At 37.4% G+C, this 17489-nt stretch carries 19 protein-coding genes; 3 read left to right on the top strand and 16 right to left on the bottom strand.

The window, feature by feature from the left end; genetic code table 11:
- Positions 1 to 38: 38 nt before the first annotated feature.
- The 8 genes from AC59HZ_RS06545 to AC59HZ_RS06510 all read right to left on the bottom strand — a co-directional run bounded on the left by AC59HZ_RS06545 (position 39) and on the right by AC59HZ_RS06510 (position 6093).
- A complete protein-coding gene (locus tag AC59HZ_RS06545) occupies positions 39 to 218 on the bottom strand; it encodes a hypothetical protein (protein ID WP_496545042.1) in 180 nt (59 codons plus the stop codon).
- A gap of 61 nt (positions 219 to 279) precedes the next feature.
- Positions 280 to 1158 (bottom strand): NAD(P)-dependent oxidoreductase, encoded by an 879-nt coding sequence (locus tag AC59HZ_RS06540; protein ID WP_496545352.1) that lies wholly within the window; start codon positions 1156 to 1158, stop codon positions 280 to 282.
- Positions 1159 to 1334: 176 nt separating this feature from the next.
- Entirely contained in the window at positions 1335 to 1808 is a 474-nt protein-coding gene (locus AC59HZ_RS06535) for a hypothetical protein (protein WP_496545041.1), read from the bottom strand.
- A gap of 91 nt (positions 1809 to 1899) precedes the next feature.
- Positions 1900 to 2685: an SDR family oxidoreductase gene (locus AC59HZ_RS06530; protein ID WP_496545040.1), complete on the bottom strand. Its 786-nt coding sequence runs from the start codon at positions 2683 to 2685 to the stop codon at positions 1900 to 1902.
- 342 nt (positions 2686 to 3027) lie between these two features.
- A complete protein-coding gene (locus AC59HZ_RS06525) occupies positions 3028 to 3663 on the bottom strand; it encodes an FMN-dependent NADH-azoreductase (protein ID WP_496545039.1) in 636 nt (211 codons plus the stop codon).
- A gap of 111 nt (positions 3664 to 3774) precedes the next feature.
- Positions 3775 to 3933 carry a hypothetical protein gene (locus AC59HZ_RS06520; protein ID WP_496545038.1) on the bottom strand — a complete coding sequence of 53 codons (159 nt, stop codon included), beginning with the start codon at positions 3931 to 3933 and terminating at the stop codon, positions 3775 to 3777.
- A 181-nt stretch (positions 3934 to 4114) separates the two neighbouring features.
- On the bottom strand, positions 4115 to 5827 hold the full coding sequence (ptsP, locus tag AC59HZ_RS06515) for a phosphoenolpyruvate--protein phosphotransferase (protein ID WP_496545037.1): 1713 nt from the start codon (positions 5825 to 5827) through the stop codon (positions 4115 to 4117).
- A complete protein-coding gene (locus AC59HZ_RS06510) occupies positions 5827 to 6093 on the bottom strand; it encodes a phosphocarrier protein HPr (RefSeq protein WP_496545036.1) in 267 nt (88 codons plus the stop codon). Before AC59HZ_RS06510 ends, ptsP begins: the two co-directional genes overlap by 1 nt.
- A gap of 392 nt (positions 6094 to 6485) precedes the next feature.
- Here AC59HZ_RS06510 and AC59HZ_RS06505 point away from each other — a divergent pair, with 392 nt between their 5' ends.
- Positions 6486 to 7847, top strand: a complete 1362-nt coding sequence (locus AC59HZ_RS06505; RefSeq protein WP_496545035.1) for an IS1182 family transposase — start codon at positions 6486 to 6488, stop codon at positions 7845 to 7847.
- Positions 7848 to 7974: 127 nt separating this feature from the next.
- Here AC59HZ_RS06505 and AC59HZ_RS06500 read toward each other — a convergent pair whose 3' ends face one another.
- From AC59HZ_RS06500 to ykzS, 6 genes are all read right to left on the bottom strand, one after another.
- Positions 7975 to 9666, bottom strand: coding sequence for a glycerol-3-phosphate dehydrogenase/oxidase (locus AC59HZ_RS06500; RefSeq protein WP_496545034.1), 1692 nt, complete (start codon positions 9664 to 9666; stop codon positions 7975 to 7977).
- A 123-nt stretch (positions 9667 to 9789) separates the two neighbouring features.
- Positions 9790 to 11280, bottom strand: coding sequence for a glycerol kinase GlpK (glpK, locus tag AC59HZ_RS06495; RefSeq protein WP_496545033.1), 1491 nt, complete (start codon positions 11278 to 11280; stop codon positions 9790 to 9792).
- A 94-nt stretch (positions 11281 to 11374) separates the two neighbouring features.
- Positions 11375 to 12535: a hypothetical protein gene (locus AC59HZ_RS06490; RefSeq protein WP_496545032.1), complete on the bottom strand. Its 1161-nt coding sequence runs from the start codon at positions 12533 to 12535 to the stop codon at positions 11375 to 11377.
- A 35-nt stretch (positions 12536 to 12570) separates the two neighbouring features.
- Positions 12571 to 13767: a DUF58 domain-containing protein gene (locus tag AC59HZ_RS06485; RefSeq protein WP_496545031.1), complete on the bottom strand. Its 1197-nt coding sequence runs from the start codon at positions 13765 to 13767 to the stop codon at positions 12571 to 12573.
- Entirely contained in the window at positions 13764 to 14714 is a 951-nt protein-coding gene (locus AC59HZ_RS06480) for an AAA family ATPase (RefSeq protein WP_496545030.1), read from the bottom strand. The genes AC59HZ_RS06485 and AC59HZ_RS06480 overlap by 4 nt, the downstream gene beginning before the upstream one ends.
- 44 nt (positions 14715 to 14758) lie before the next feature.
- Positions 14759 to 14953: a protein YkzS gene (gene ykzS, locus AC59HZ_RS06475; RefSeq protein ID WP_430069218.1), complete on the bottom strand. Its 195-nt coding sequence runs from the start codon at positions 14951 to 14953 to the stop codon at positions 14759 to 14761.
- Positions 14954 to 15182: 229 nt separating this feature from the next.
- Here ykzS and AC59HZ_RS06470 point away from each other — a divergent pair, with 229 nt between their 5' ends.
- Positions 15183 to 15371 (top strand): YkvS family protein, encoded by a 189-nt coding sequence (locus AC59HZ_RS06470; protein WP_289982512.1) that lies wholly within the window; start codon positions 15183 to 15185, stop codon positions 15369 to 15371.
- A 52-nt stretch (positions 15372 to 15423) separates the two neighbouring features.
- On the opposite strand, the gene AC59HZ_RS06465 is transcribed toward AC59HZ_RS06470, so the two are convergent.
- The gene (locus AC59HZ_RS06465) at positions 15424 to 15543 is read right to left on the bottom strand and encodes a DUF6254 family protein (RefSeq protein ID WP_430069221.1); all 120 of its coding nucleotides are present in this window, start codon (positions 15541 to 15543) and stop codon (positions 15424 to 15426) included.
- A gap of 110 nt (positions 15544 to 15653) precedes the next feature.
- On the opposite strand from AC59HZ_RS06465, the gene AC59HZ_RS06460 reads away from it, so the two are divergent.
- Entirely contained in the window at positions 15654 to 16268 is a 615-nt protein-coding gene (locus AC59HZ_RS06460) for a CPBP family intramembrane glutamic endopeptidase (protein WP_496545029.1), read from the top strand.
- A 30-nt stretch (positions 16269 to 16298) separates the two neighbouring features.
- Here the strand turns inward: AC59HZ_RS06460 and AC59HZ_RS06455 are convergent, their stop codons facing one another.
- Positions 16299 to 17348: a YkvI family membrane protein gene (locus AC59HZ_RS06455; protein WP_496545028.1), complete on the bottom strand. Its 1050-nt coding sequence runs from the start codon at positions 17346 to 17348 to the stop codon at positions 16299 to 16301.
- Positions 17349 to 17489 lie beyond the last annotated feature (141 nt).

Raw genomic sequence — 17489 nt, 5'->3', positions numbered from 1 at the left:
CGAAGCCCCCACCATGTTGCAGGTGAGGGCTTCGTTTTTTATTGACCTTGATATTTTCCAGTGTTTTTAGAGGCTTTTTCTTTTTTAGCCTTATCTTTATGGATTTTATTTGTAGCTGCAGAACCGATTTCATGAGCAAATTCTTCATTTAACTTTGAAGAATCAAAACCCTTCTTGTTTTTTTGCTTCGCATCATTCTTTTTCGTTCGTTTCGCCATCAAAAATTCCTCCCATCATTATTTCTATTTTAGTTTCTGATGAAGAGAGGAAATTATTCGATTAGATGTTCCAATATTTATATAGTGCCTGAGTTCCACTATTTCCTTCGCCTTTTTCTGCCAATAAATCATAGAGTGATTTGGCTAAAGACAATCCCGGAAACTCCATTCCCATTAGCTCTGCTTCGTCCAGGGCGATTTTCATATCTTTTATAAAATGCTTTATGTAAAAGCCAGGTTCAAAATTCCCTTGTAACATTCTTGGTGCAAGATTACTTAATGACCAGCTGCCAGCTGCTCCGGTAGTAATGCTTTTTAACACCTTTTCAGGATCTAGACCAGCTTTTTCTGCATAAACGATGGCTTCACATACCCCCATCATATTAGAAGCTATTGCAATTTGATTACACATTTTTGTATGCTGACCAGATCCTGGATTCCCTTGATAGACAATATTAGTCCCAAGATACTCAAGCATTGGCCGTACCGCATCAAAAGCCTCCTTCGCACCACCAGCCATAATAGAAAGCTTAGCCTCCTTGGCGCCTATATCACCACCCGACACAGGTGCATCGATAACGTGAATATCATGTTTTATAGCCTCTTCATAAATTTTAACTGCAAGAGACGGTGCAGAGGTGGTCATATCAATGAAATAGCTGCCCCGCTGGCCATGACTAATTAAACCGTCTTCGCCAAGATATATTTCTTCTACATCGTTTGGGTAACCTACCATCGTAAAAATAACTGAAGCCTTTTCCGCCATTTCCTTTGGTGAATCAGCCCACATAGCTCCACTCTCTAATAATTCAGCTGCCTTATCTTTGGTCCTGGAATATACCAATAAAGGGTATCCTGCCTTTAATAAATGCCCGGCCATACTTTTACCCATAACACCTGTTCCAATAAAACCAATAACCGTATTTTCTGGAGTTAGCAAAATGATCGTTCCTCTCATTTTTATTTACCTTTATTTTAGCACTATCGTATTAAATATTGGGGGAATTTACAAAAAAAGACCGAAACGTCTCAGTCGTTCCGGTCCTTTGTGCTCCATCTCCAAATTTATGCACATACTAATGTTGTCCATTTACTTGAAAAAAACTCACTTTATTTTTACAATTCAGATGAAAAATTTGTCAAGTATACTCTTCCAAATACTTCCTTATCATTGAATACTTCAATCGAAACGGCGTTGTTTTGCTCAATCATTTTTTTTAGTTCTTCAATATGTAAATCCTGTTGTAATGGTATAGGATCCATAAAAATATATTTCTCACTTTTCCCTTTTACTTCTAAATATTCTCCGGTTAGTACTTGATCTTCACCGTAGATGATTTCCCTTTTACCGATTGCTGCAGCTAATTTGTCATCGTGAATGGTTACTTTTACCTTATATAATTGGTGAGCTTCAAGGATTTCATTATTAATCCTGAAACGAAATTGTAGTTCATTATTTTTCGTCAGCAGCGCATCCGCATAACGATTAACGATTAGTTCATTAGAAAACAAAATTCCACAACCGCTTAGTAGAAATGAACAAAAAATTCCTATAACCAAAACAAATATCATTCGAGTATTCCTGCGCATCTGTAACACTCCTTTATATTTTTTACCATAACCAAAAATAAGTGGTAATAAACGTAAAGAAAGGTTAATTAAGGGAATTAATATTCTTCTGTTAAATTGATTTTATCATGCCGCCGTCGACAAGAAATGAACTGCCTGTCATATAAGAATTTGCGTCTGACAGCAGGAAGGCAGCCACATTGGCAAATTCTTCAGGTGTTCCATATCTCTTCAAAGGAATCCCCGCTTTAGCCTGTAATTCAACGGTTTCCCGGTCCAATCCCAGTTTATCTGCGTTTATTTGATCCAGGTGCTTTACACGGTCAGTCGCAATTCGGCCGGGCGCAATTGTATTAATAATAATGTTATCGGGAGCAAGCTCAGATGCCAGAGTTTTTGATAGTCCGATAATCCCAGTCCTGAAGGTGTTTGAAAGTATTAATCCTGGTATTGGTTCCTTTATCGAAGAAGATGCAATGTTAAGGATTTTCCCTCCCTGTTGTTTTAAATATGGTAATACTTCTCGGATCATTCTCACATAGGATAAGAGATTTAATTCAAATGCTGCTTGCCATGCTTCATCGGTTAAATCCTCAAAAGAACCAGCTGGAGGTCCACCTGAGTTATTTACAAGCATGTTTATTCCACCGAATGTTTCTGCTGTAACTGATACAAGCTGCTTAATGTCTGCATGTTTAGTAATATCAGCTTTTTGGTAGGCCACTTTTCCAGTTCCAATAGATTCTAGTTCATAAGCTTTTTGCTTTAGTTTTTCATCGTCCCGGCCGGAAATCATTACATTGGCCCCTTCTCTTATAAGCCTCTCCGCAATTGCAAACCCTAATCCCTGACTTGATGCAGCGATTAGTGCTGTTTTTCCATTTAAATTCAATTCCATTTTCTTGTCCATCTCCTTCTTCAAGCTCTATTTCTATTATACAAAAAACAAGTAGAAAAAGTTGGTAATGTATTTTGACAAAAAAAGACTCAATTTTTATTTTGTCTGAATCAAGATTACCGATGTTTAACTAATTGTCTTTGCTATCTGGCCTGTTGATTTCCGCTCCGGGCACTCGCTTTCCGCGGGGAGTTCCTGGAGCCGAGTGTCCTCCGCTCCAAACAACAGGGAGGCAAATTAACATAAAGAATTGCTAATTAATAAAAAAAGAAAATAATAGGCTGTCGAAAGTTTTTCGACAGCCTTAGGCAGATCATCTGCCTCATTTACAGCTTGTTTCATTTAGAATGTATGTGCAAAGTCTTTTGCACGCGCTATAGCATTTTCTTTGATTTCATTGGCTTTATCAGGCATCGCATTATGGCCTTCAACAAATAGTCCTTCCAATGTCGGAACTCCAAAAAAGCTCATCATCACACTGATATATCGGTGTCCCATTTCCATTTGGGCGGCTGGTCCCTCAGAATAAAATCCACCACGGGCTTGTATGTGCAAGGCTTTTTTATCTGTTAAGAGACCAATTGGGCCATTTTCAGTATATTTAAAGGTTTTTCCCGCAACGGAAACAGAATCCAAATATGCTTTCATGACAGGAGGAAAAGAGAAGTTCCATAATGGTGTGACAAACACATATTTATCAGCTGCCACAAATTGTTCACTTAATTCCCCAAGACGGCTTACTTTTGCCTTTTCATCAGCAGTCAGCTCATCGAATGCTTGGCCGGAGCGAAGCTTTCCCCACCCACTAAATACATCCGCATCAATATGAGGGATTTTTTGATTGTATAAATCTAAATGAACAACCTCATCGTTCGGATTAACCTGTTGATAGCTCTCAATAAAGGCTTTACCTACTGCCATACTATACGACATTGTTTCATTATGAGGGTGGGCTGTAATATATAAAACCTGTGCCATGTTTAATCACCTTTCCTTTTACAGATTTATGACATTTTAGTTTTAGTTAAAAAGCCCTAAAATAATCAAAAAGGATTTGCCAACTTGACAAATCCTTTTACTACCCTTTTATTATTCGTTTGAATCTAGTGAATAAGGATTGCGACCAATGCTTTTTCTCATTTCATCAGTCATTAGGAATGGTTCATTTACCACTGACTCCTCTTCTGCCTGACTTGTAAGAGAACTGCCATCATAATGTATAGGTTTTTGTTCCATTATTCCATTCACCTCCACCAATTCCTACTTTTTAGCATTTGCACTTTTTATTTATTTACTTATGTAATTCAGGTCTTTTCGACTATTATTATACCTAATATTTCATAAAATTAACATAAAAACACGAATAAAGCAGTAGTGAAATTCACACAAAAAAAACCGACTCTTTTCAAAGTCGGTTTTTTAAGGATTATTATTTAGTTGCCGCGTTTACCGCATCTATTACCTGACTGGTTGTTTGCATATTTATTACTTCACTAGCAAGCTTTTCCATGTCAGTTTTCTTTAAATTCTTAATTAGAGAGCGAGCCTTTAATATTGAGGTTGCACTCATGGAGAATTCATCAAGCCCCAGACCTAATAGAACTGGAATTGCTGTTTCATCCCCTGCCATTTCACCGCACATACCTGCCCATTTTCCTTCTGCATGTGCTGCATCAATCACCATTTTTACTAAGCGTAAAATCGATGGGCTATAAGGCTGATAGAGGTATGAAACCCGCTGGTTCATGCGGTCTGCAGCCATCGTATATTGGATTAAATCGTTTGTGCCGATACTAAAGAAGTCAACTTCCTTTGCAAATTGATCAGCAAGTACAGCAGTAGATGGAATCTCTACCATAATCCCAAGTTCAATCTTCTCTGCTACTTTTTGACCTTCAGAAACAAGCTTTTGTTTCTCATCTTCAAGAATCGCCTTTGCTTCACGGAATTCATCCAATGTAGCAATCATTGGGAACATAATCTTGAGGTTTCCATAGCTGCTTGCTCTTAAAAGAGCTCGAAGCTGAGTACGGAAAATCCCTTGTTCCTCCAAACATAAACGGATCGCACGGAAGCCTAGGAAAGGATTCATTTCCTTAGGTAGCTCTAAGTAAGGCAGTTCTTTATCGCCGCCGATATCTAAAGTTCGAACAACGACAGGTTTTCCAGCCATACCTTCTAAAACAGCTTTATACGCTTCAAACTGCTCTTCCTCGGTTGGAAGCTGGTCCCTGCCCATGTATAGGAATTCGGTTCTATATAAACCTACACCTTCGCCGCCATTTTCAATTACTCCTTTTAAATCATTAGGAGTTCCGATATTAGCAGCGAGTTCAACGTGATGTTCATCAGCAGAAACAGTCGGCTCATTGACAAGCTTGGCCCACTCCGATTTTTGAACTTCATATTCTTCATGTGTTTTACGGTATTCAGCAACAAGTTCTGGCGTTGGGTTAATATGTACTTCCCCTTTGAGTCCATCGACAATGACTAAGTCGCCATTATTAATTTCCTCAGTAGCAGTTTTTGTACCAACTACAGCTGGAATTTCCATCGACCGAGCCATAATCGCGGAATGGGATGTACGGCCGCCAATATTGGTTGTAAAACCTTTGACAAATTGGCGGTTCAATTGTGCTGTATCAGACGGTGTTAAATCCTCTGCGACTATGATTACTTCTTCGGCAATCATGCTCGGATTCACCAATTGAACTCCTAGTAAATGCGCTAATACACGCTTTGTTACGTCGCGGATATCAGCAGCACGTTCCTTCATGTATTCATTATCCATTTGTTCAAACATCATAACGAACATATCCGCTGTTTCTTTAAGAGCAGACTCTGCATTTACTTTTTCAGACTGAATTTTATCCTCGATTGGTGCATTAAGCTCAGGGTCACTTAGGACAAGTATATGCGCTTCAAAGATTGCGGCTTTATCTTCACCAAGGTCTACCTTCGCGCGGTCACGAATTGCTTCCAGTTCAGACTTAGATTTAGACATAGCCTGACGGAATCTTTCAACCTCAGCAGACGGTTCGTCAATTGTCTTTTTCTCAAAATTCAAATCCGGTTCAACCAGTCGGTATGCTTTTGCAATTGCAATACCGTTTGATGCTGCAATACCATTTAAAAAAGTCATTATTCAGCCAATCCTTCTTTTTTCAATGTCTCTTCAAGGCTATTTAGTGCTTCTGCAGAGTCGCTGCCTTCAGCTGAAATTTTGATGTCTGAACCTTGACCGATTCCTAAGGACATAACACCCATAATTGATTTTAAATTAACAGTTTTTCCTTTGTATTCTAAATTGATTTCTGAATCAAATCTGCTTGCAGTTTGCACTAAAAGTGTTGCTGGTCTTGCATGAATTCCTGTTTCTGCTGTTACTTTAAATTGTTTTTCTGCCATTTAAAATCAAACTCCTTTTAGTATAAATGTAGTAAAATGATGCTTATGATAACCCTTTCAAAATATTCCTTTTAGTCATTTTTCTTACAAATAGACCTGTTATATTTTCCCCTAAAAGAAATTTTTGTATGTAGAGTTTTAAGCCTCATTTATGGTTAATAATCTTAATACAATTGCTAGAATAACACGTTCAAACAATACAGACAACTTATAAACTAGAATGTAAGCGCATTATAAAATGATAATTTATTTTTTTTTTCAAATTTCATGAAATAGACATAAAAAGCTGTCATACTTGACAGCTTCAGACTGTCGACAAATTCGAAAAAATCGGATTTATCGGCAGTCTTTTTTGTATAATTAAGGTACTGAGATTTCCATGAGGTGATGAAATGCTAACGAAAAATACACAGATAAATCGGGACCAATTAGAAATGATTACTTTAGACCAGCTTGTACCTGCGAATCATTTGGTTCGTAAAATGGAAGCTACTATCGATTTTTCATTTATATATTCACTTGTTCAAGAAATGTACTCTACCGAACGTGGACGTCCAAGTATTGATCCTGTGGTATTAATTAAGATGGCCTTCATCCAATATACCTTCGGTATTCGCTCTATGCGCAAAACAATAGAAGAGATTGATACGAATCTAGCTTATCGTTGGTTTTTAGGTTTTGGATTTCATGATAAAGTCCCCCACTTCTCAACATTCGGGAAAAATTACGAACGACGATTCAAGGATACAGATTTATTTGAACAGATTTTCTATCGTATTTTGAAGGAAGCTGCAGAAAAGAAGTTGGTTAGTGGCGAGCACGTATTTATTGATTCTACTCATGTAAAAGCGAGTGCGAATAAGCGTAAATTCGAGAAGAAAGTTGTACGTAAAGAAACGAAAGCGTACCAAGCTCGTCTTCAGGATGAAATCAATGGTGACCGTGAAGACCACGGCAAGAAACCATTTCCACCTGATAAATTTGATAAAGAAGAAGTGAAGGAAATTAAGGAAAGTACTACTGATCCAGAGAGTGGTTATTATGTGAAGGACGAGCGAACAAAGCAGTTTGCTTACTCATTTCATGCAGCTTCTGATTGCAAGGGTTTTGTTTTGGGAGCGATTGTTACGCCAGGGAACATCCATGATAGTGCTATCTTCGAGCCACTACTGGAAAAGGTAATTGAGAACCACGGAAAACCTGAAGCTGTTGCTGCTGACGCTGGATATAAAACACCTGCTATTGCCCAATACCTATTTGAGAATGATATGACACCCGCCTTAACATATACTCGCCCTCGCACCAAGGACGGATATATGAAAAAACATGAATATGTATATGATGAACACTACGATTGTTATATTTGTCCGCAAGGACAAATACTAAAATATGCAACAACGACCAAAGAAGGTTATCGTCAATACTTCTCAAATCCGAGTCAGTGTATAACTTGCCCTTTGCTGTCAGAATGTACTCAAAGTAAGGAACATAAAAAACTCATTCAGCGACATGTGTGGGAAAACTACTTGGAAGAAGCCGATCATCTTCGTCATACACAAGAGAATAAAAGCATTTACGCAAGACGTAAAGAAACGATTGAACGTGTCTTTGCAGATGCTAAAGAAAAGCATGGTATGCGTTGGACAACCCTAAGGGGCCTAAAAAAATTGTTCATGCAAGCGATGCTTACTTTTGCATCCATGAATTTAAAGAAGATGGCCAGCTGGACATGGAAAAGTCCAGAAATGGTGTAAAATGGACCTCCGGAGAGGTCCGTTCTAAGATATTAAAAGCAAAAAAAGAACAAAAGTCATCCGAATGGTCACATTCGGATGACTTTTGTCTACACTCTGAAGCTGTCATACTTGACAGCTTTCATGATCATTTTCCATTTACTACATGTGGATATTCTTCTTGATCGTCAACAGGAATAACAGTATTTCTTAATGCATCTTCTAATGATAAGTGATATTTTTTCTTTAGTTCCTCTGTCCAGGAAAATTTGTCAGCCATATAGTCGATTACTTGGTTCTTCCACATTTCGACTAATCTGATATTAAATAAAATTGCGCTGGTTCTTCGATTAAAGAAATCCAATGGTGTTGCTGCCATTTCGTCCTCAATTGCATAAACCAATTTGGCAAATAAATCAATTGGGAGTTTATATTTCAGCAAATCTTCCTTGTTCTTTTTTAAAAGTTCGTAAACAAAATTTATGTTTGAGCCGTACATTTTTGCTAACTGTTCTGCTTCCTTATTGGTTAATCCCCCTTCTACACCTTTGTTGATTTGATTCGTTACAAAGTCAGCGAATTTCTTTGAACCCCCGACGTTACCGCCTGAAATGGGTAAATACTTCGTTTGTGATAAAGGAAAGCTTCGATCTTCTTCAATTTGTAATTTTTCAGCTAGTAAATCAACAATGGTTTCTGCCATTTTTCGATATCCTGTTAATTTACCTCCCGCAATGGTAATTAAACCCGAATTGGACTCCCAAATTTCATCCTTCCGAGAAATTTCTGAAGGGTCTTTCCCTTCTTCGTAAATGAGCGGCCGAACCCCAGCCCAGCTGGATTCAATGTCCTTTTCCGTAATTTGGACATCGGGGAACATATAATTGATTGCACTAATAATATAATTTCTGTCACTAACTGTCATGTTTGGATTGACAGCATCTTCATTGTAGAAGGTATCTGTTGTTCCTACATAAGTTTTGTTGTCCCGTGGGATAGCAAAAACCATACGCCCATCTTGAGTATCAAAATAAATGGCTTGTTTCAAAGGAAATCGGGATTGGTCGATGACTAAATGGACTCCTTTTGATAGCTGCAGTGTTTTTCCCTGTTTTGATTTGTCCATTTCACGAATCGTATCAACCCATGGGCCGGCGGCATTAACAATTTTTTTCGCATGGACTTCATATTTTTCTCCCGTTAACTGATCTTCGGCAAGAATACCAACCACTCTGCCATTTTCGTAAATAAGTTGTATGACCTTTGTATAATTTAAAGCGATTGCTCCTTTTTCGACAGCTGCCTTCATGACTTCAATAGTCAAACGGGCATCATCTGTCCGGTATTCCACATAATAGCCCCCTCCTATTAAACCATCTTTTTTAACTAGAGGTTCCTTTGCTAACGTCTCTTCTAAGGACAGCATAGTACGACGTTCAGAATTCTTTACACCGGCCAAAAAGTCATATACCCATAACCCAATTGAAGTACTAAATTTACCGAAGGATCCGCCTTTGTGCATTGGAAGAAGCATCCACTCCGGTGTTGTTACGTGCGGCCCATTTTCAAAAAGAATAGCCCGCTCCTTACCAACTTCGGCTACCATCTTCACCTCGAACTGTTTTAAATAACGTAGTCCCCCATGAACTAATTTAGTCGATCTGCTTGAAGTCCCAGCCGCAAAATCCTGCATTTCAACAAGTGCTGTACTCATGCCGCGGACTGCAGCATCAAAGGCAATGCCGGCACCTGTGATTCCTCCGCCGATAATTAAAACGTCAAACTGGTCGTTTTTTAGCTTATTAACAATTCTGTTACGATTTAAATTTGAAAATTTCATTTGAAATACCTCCTAAAAAAGAGCCATATTATTAAATATGCAACTAGGGTTTAAGAGGAAATAAAAAAGACCACAAAAGCCATTACCTTTAAATGATAATGTTTTTTGTGGTCTCTTTGAGTTTTATTTAAAAACGATTGCCGCTTTAACTGCTTTTTTCCAGCCATCATACAACTTTGAGCGGGTCTCTTCTGTCATTGTCGCATTAAATTGCCGCTCTATCGCCCATTGCTTTGAAATTTCTTCTTGGTTTTTCCAATATCCTACGGCAAGCCCTGCTAAATAGGCAGCTCCCAAGGCAGTAGTTTCATTAATAATAGGTCTTTCAACTGGAACATTTAGAATATCGCTTTGGAAATTCATTAAGAAGTTATTTTTGACCGCCCCGCCATCTACACGTAGTGTTTTCAGGTCAATACCAGAATCGGCCTCCATAGCAGATAAAACATCTTTTGTTTGATAGGCTAGTGATTCTAGCGTTGCCCGAATGAAATGTTCCTTTGAAGTTCCGCGCGTTAAACCAAAGACGGCACCACGGACATCACTATCCCAGTATGGTGTACCTAATCCAACAAAGGCGGGAACCACATATACCCCATCTGTAGATTCAACTTTTTCTGCATATCCCTCACTATCCTTCGCGTCCTTCAATATTCTTAAGCCGTCACGAAGCCATTGAATTGCTGAGCCTGCAACGAAAATACTTCCCTCTAATGCGTATTCAATCTTACCATTGAAACCCCAGGCAATCGTTGTAAGTAATCCATGTTCCGATCGGACTGCTTTTTCACCTGTATTCATTAGCATAAAGCACCCAGTGCCATAAGTATTTTTCGCCATTCCTTTTTCAAAACATGCCTGGCCGAATAATGCCGCCTGCTGATCGCCCGCAGCACCGGCGATAGGCACTTCCTTACCAAAGAAATGATAATCTATTGTGTTGGCGTATATTTCTGACGAAGGACGAACCACAGGGAGCATTGATTTTGGTACTCCCAGGATTTCTAATAATTCGTCATCCCATTTAAGCTCATGGATATTAAACATTAATGTACGTGAAGCATTCGAATAATCAGTGACATGGGTACGTCCCCCAGAAAGCTTCCAAATCAACCAAGTATCAATTGTGCCAAACAATAGTTTCCCTTGTTCAGCTTTCGCACGGACCCCATCTACATGATCCAATATCCATTTCACCTTTGTCCCTGAGAAATAGGCATCAATCAATAAGCCTGTCTTTTCACGGAATAATGGATCATGGCCTTTTTCTTTAAGGGCATCACATATTTCACTAGTTTGTCGTGACTGCCAAACAATGGCATTGTACACTGGTATTCCTGTTTCTCTATCCCATACTACTGTTGTTTCTCTTTGATTAGTGATACCAATCCCTGCAATTTGGTCTGCTTTTATGCCCGATTCGGATAGCACCACAGCAATGACTGATAATATGGAACCCCAAATTTCATTTGCATTATGCTCAACCCAGCCAGGTTTCGGAAAATGCTGTGTAAATTCCTTTTGTGCAGTATGGACAATTTCCCCGCTTTTATTAAAAAGAATGGCTCGAGAGCTGGTTGTTCCTTGGTCTAAAGATAAAATATACTTTTCCATTTATATATCCCCCTAGAAAGCGCATTCATTAAATATTATAACAGAAGCAGGTAATATATTCTGATTCATTGCCTCCAAACACTTTCCTGTGCTTTCAGCCATTTTTATGAATTTCTTTCAGTTTCTGCTTTATCCGATGAACATCATTTCTTATCGTGTTTTGGTCCTCCATTGAAGATAAAAGCCCCCCATATCTGACTTTTTCATAGATTTCGATTATTTCATTTGATTCTGTTATGCCCACTCTATTAAACCATTCCTGTATGTTTTCAAAAGGTAATCTTCCTAACTGGACCTTTTGGGCAAATTTCTCTAATTCAAATATTTCCTTTCTTATACTATCCTCTGGCGGTTTCTCCCTCTTGCGAAGAAAAGATGTTAGCTTTCCCGAAAACACACCTTCAGAAACATCTACTAAATTAGAAGGATTTCCTGAAAATGTTTGTAATTTTAAATTTCTTTTATAAATGAGATAAACAATAAACCCAATTAAAGCTAATATGAGAATGAGATACAATATATTTTCTGTCATTCCAAATGTCTGCTCTTGATATTTGCCTGAATCAAGCTCGATTTTGGTTTCTTTAATATTTGGTTTATACTGTTTATTTTCATTTGAACTTAAAAGATATTGGAACAAATTTAATAAAGGTTCTGCCATCCTGCTAAGCATCAAAATGCTTAAATGTAAAATACCAAAGAAAGCTTTTTGAATATATTTCAGTAAAAAAGTAAGTATGAAACCTCCTAAAGAAAGCCCAGCGAGAATTTTTATATAATATAATGCAAACCTCAATTTATCCCCATGAATCGCATTCCATTTCTTAAAAAAGTTGGCAGCTAGCACTAAAAAAAACTCAACTATAAGAAGAATGATAATATGATTTTGATAAGCATAGTGGCTCATAGCTGAGTAGATTATAGCAACCATTCCGATAAAAAATGACAATAATAACAAAAGAACGTCCGAATGGCCAGAAAAATCATCATATAAGTTAATCCCGCGCCAAAAAATAAACACACTAATAACCATCCATAAAGAAATCGACAGCCCTGTTTGATAGCCAACGAATAACAATAAAGGAAAAACGGTTAAAAAATAAATCCATTTTCCTTTATTTTGGTATTGATGAAGGAGAATAATAAAAAGGACTATGCCCCCTAAACAAATTGGAAACAATATTAAAAAAGGAGGTAAATCTTGTTTTTTTATAAAGTATAAAAATACTAAAAGCATTCCCAGCATTAATTCCAACGTAAAATGGTAAGAGACAGCCACTACACGATTGATCATATCGAAAGCCTTCTCTCATTCCGATTATCCAATCCCCTTAATACACACCGATCATCCTCAATAAATAGTTCAAACAACCTTATCCCTCTTTTGCTCATATTAAATAACAATCTATTCGTTGTATCCTTCCGAATTCCTGCATGAATAAAAAAGGGTTGTTCTGGTAAATGGTTATTGAAAAACGAAAGCATTTTGTCATAAGGCAAGCTTGTATTTTGCAGACTTATTGAAGAAAGTGTTTCTAATACCTTTTGCAAATGCTCTTTACCTGCTCCTTTTGCTAGATAAAGAAAAGGGGTGTTTCCGGCTGTTCGAACGTTAATGCATAAAGAATAGGGGATATTCCTTTTATATGCATAATAGGCAAACTCAGTTATACCACTGAGCAATTTTTCAAGGTTGCCTGTAATGGAATGCCCATCAGATACATTTAAGGCAATATTCCATCCTATTTCCGAGATGGTTTCATAGATTTTAGTTTGTAACGCTTGGTTTTTAGCACTGGCTTTCCAATGAATCTTGTTAAAGCTGTCAGCTGGTGCATAATCCCTTGTTCCAACCGGTCCGAGGCGGTCCTCATAAAGTGATTGAGGTACAGCATTTGTCCCTTGAAAAATGGACATTTGCTCAATTAAGCCCTTCACTGGTATTGGTTCTGGATAAACAATTGCCAGCTGTTTGAGAAAATACTTTGATTCCATGATAGTTTCCCCGAAACCAAAAAGACTTGGTATATGTATTTCAAGCTTCCGAATTTTTGCTATACCTCTCAATTTCGCCGTATAAGGAATCCTAATTTGTTTGGTATTCTGCATGTAGATGGAAAAGGGGACAGAAATTTCATACATAAAAAGATTGGATTCTAACAGGCTGCTCTCTGGTGCAACAAAGTGATCGAAGAAAACCTTTAACTCCCCTTTTAAAATGGGAAACCCGTCGTTCTGAATGATTATTGTCCATTCGCTTTTTTCATTAACAAATAGACGTTTTTTTTCGGGTATATTATCGATTGAAAGACCTTCCCCTACTCTTTTTAAATAAAACTGATTAGCAATGCTGACAGCTAAAAAAAAGACCGCTAAAAACAAAACTAATTTTGACTGCATATAAAGGCTCATAAAGATTAATATAATGGCTGCTCCGTTAATACCCTGAATTTTCCGTTCTTCCACTAGATGCTTGTTCCAAATCATCCATTAGCCCCCGCTTCAACTGGAACAGGAGTTGAATCAAGAATTTCCGCAATAATAGTTTCAGGTGTTTTGGTTAATGACCCTTCAATGGACAAGTAAATCCGATGACCTAGCACAAACGGTGCTACTTCCTTCACATCCAGAGGGGTAACATATGTACGGCCCTTCAACAATGCTTTTCCCTGTGATGCCCTCATTAAGGCTAGAGTTCCTCTTGGACTCACTCCTAGTTCAATACTATTACTCTCTCTCGTTTTTCGAATAATTTTAAGCAAATAATCCTCGATTTCACTTGATATATGGATTTTATTGATGGACGCTTTTAATTCTTCTATTTCTTCATTCGAAAAAACTTGATCAATAGCGTTTATTTTCTTATCTCCTCGATGAATGTGCATGATTCTTTTTTCATCTTCATAGACAGGGTAACCGATTTTTATTTTGATAAAAAAACGGTCCATTTGTGCAACCGGCAATGCAAAAGTTCCTTGTTGTGATTCGACTGGATTTTGTGTAGCAATGACCATGAAGGGTTCCGGTAATGGGACCGTTTCACCATCGATTGTTACCTGTCTCTCTTCCATTACTTCTAATAAACTGGACTGTGTTCTTGGTGTTGCCCGATTAATTTCATCTGCTAAGACGATATTCGCCTTTATAGGACCATGACGTAATTCAAACTCTTGCACCTTCGGATTGAAAAATTGAATCCCAGTTACATCACTCGGTAAAACATCCGGGGTAAATTGAATTCGGGAAAATTCCCCGCCAATTGCAGTAGCGAAACTCTTAGCAAGCAATGTTTTACCAGTCCCAGGCACACTTTCAAGCAAAATATGCCCATTAAATAATAAAGATATGGCCATTAATTCTACTTCCATATCCTTTCCAACAATCACTTTTCTGATTTCATTTTTTAATTGAACTATTTTTTCAGTTAAAGCCATTCCTGTCTCCCCTAAAAAATCTCTGTTTTTTTTGAATCTCCTGCTTAACTTCTTGGTTCTTTTAAATATTGATATAAAACATCCCCGCCTCTTTGGCCAATGCCGCGGAAATGTTTAAAATCTTTCCGTTTTACAAGGACTTGGCGAAATTCCATAAAATCTTCATTCTTGACGTAGTACTCAGACAAATCTCCTGTCATCAAGCGATCTAAAATTTCAGTAATCATTTCATCCTTCATTTCAAAATACACCACCTTTATCTCTATCTATTTTATCGTATCCGGAAATTATTAAGTCAAAATTGAGAGCGTTTTCAATTATTTTTTCAAATTTTTCTACATATAATCAAATACTTACAAAGAATTAACGAAATTGTCAAATAAAGGGCTTTACGAATTAAGAAAAGTAGTGCAAACTGTTATTTAAATGGATTTCATATAACGCTTTTAGGCAAAGGAGAGAGACTAAATGAAGAAAGCAGAAGTAGGAAATATTATTGAATTCCGTGGTGGTTTACAAGGAATAGTAGAAAAAGTAAATGAAAATTCTGTTATAGTCGACCTAACATATATGGATAATTACCGTGATTTAGAATTAGACCAACGTACCGTTGTCAATCATAAAAATTATAAAGTTGTAAAAGAAAGCGCTTTTTAATTTGATAGTTTAGTAGAAAAGGCAGTCTACCCACTGCCTTTTCTTTTTTGTACTATTTACCCTGTCCTGTTTCTTTCGATAATTGTTTTAATGATTTTACTTTTCCGTGAGGATTTTGATCCTGTTTTCTAACAGTCCATTCCCTCTCTTGCTGACTTTGCGATTTACTCATATCTCTCACTCCTTTCCTGATTATTTTTTTCAATTTTTTATGTTCTTATTATAGGATTTGGATAAAATGTTTAATGATAATAAATTTATTGAAGATCAAAGGAGTTTACAATGATTAAGAACATCTTCTTGGACATGCGCCTTGTGATTGGGATATTAATCGCTCATTTACTTATTTTCTTTTCTTTCCACGATAAAGCAATATTTTGGTACATCTTTTCTGGGTCCTTACTAATATTAATTGTTTATGCAATGTTTCAAGGAGATGTTGATGATAATGCCTCTTTTATTAAATATATCTTTTTTGGCGCCGTATCTGGGGTTCTATTATATGCTGTTTTTTGGCTGGGTTATCACACCCTTGACTTCTTACATTTTCCTTTTAAAAAAGGATTGAATAAACTCTATAAATGGTTTGCCCCTTCATTATTTTGGCAATATCTTGCCCTGGTTTTCGTTGCTGCACCAGGAGAGGAATATTTTTGGCGTGGATTTGTTCAAAAAAGATTATCGAAGCATTTAGGACCGATTATCAGTATTTTAACAGCCTCTTTATTGTATGCCTCTGTACATATTTATTCAGGGTCCTTTTTATTAGTTTTTGCCGCATTTATATCTGGATTTGTTTGGGGCTGCTTATATTTTTGGAAAAAAAGCATGCCATTGGTAATTGTATCGCATATCATTTTTGATATAATGATTTTCATTATTTTTCCCCTGCAATAGGAAGACAGCTATTCAGTATCGAATAGCTGTCTATTTTCTTTCATTTGCAGTAAATGGCTTCATCCAAAGTAATACAAAAAAGGTCATACAAATATACCCAAACAATGGATATAGATATGATAACAGCGTACTGTAATTTACCAGACTTATGAGATAGGAAATGGCAAAAATGCCGGAAACTGATCCAATTGTGGGAATATTCATATACTGTTTCAGTTGACGGTCAAGACCAAAGACATTTCCAATGACCGAAGTAAAAATTTCTCCGTAGATAACGACAACAAAAATCCAATAAAAAAACGGGGCTAAATTTTTCATGATAATCGCCATCGGGATGTCATACAATTCAAGGTTTGGCAGCATGATCAACGTAAAATGGCTTGCTATTAATATTAGAGTCAGCGCAAGACCACCAAGAATTCCTCCCCATTTAATCGTCCAATCATCTTTTATCTCAGTTGCTACTGGCACCAACACAGCCTGGGCTAACCCCAGATTTAAAGCCACATACGAAAATGGAGCCACGACACTCTTCCATCCATCATCAGCATGGGGAATATATAAAAATTGACCCAAAAAATTCGGCATTCGTAATGAATAAACCATTAATATTAAGCTGAAGGAAATCATTAACGGAACGACAAATGTATTCACAGCAAAAAGACCCTTTGTGCCAATTAACATGACCATAAAGGAGAGAAAAATCGTTAGAAATACCCCAACTGTTTTAGGAATTCCCAGCTGTTCCTCAAATACTGCCCCTGCTCCTGCGAGCATAACCGCACTTACCCCAAGCAGCATCAATAGCATAAAAACATTGATGAGCCGGCTCGGCCATTTACCAAATAGGTATTCATTAAACTCCTGATAGGATTTTGCCTCAATCTGAGCAGCCATTCGCATCATCTTAGAGCCAATTGCCACAAAGAAATAACCGCTCATTAATATACTTATAAAGCCAAAGAAACCAAATCGAGAAAAAAATTCTACGATTTCTTTTCCTGTGGCGAAACCTGCACCAACAACAGTCCCGACATAGACCGCTGCAATTTGAAAGGCCGCTGCCCAATTCCGCTTCACACCATCCCCCCCTTATCACCAATATATGTATGGAGGGACAAACTAAGACGAGCTTTTTCTGCAATTGTTAACATTTACTATAAGCAAACATCTTGAAAGTCAAAAATGGTCAGAGTATACTATGCTCATAAGGTCAAAGAT

The sequence above is a fragment of the Neobacillus sp. DZ-9 genome (assembly GCF_059587065.1).
Note: the sequence above shows the minus strand (reverse complement) of the source record. Positions and strands in the feature narration are given on the sequence as shown.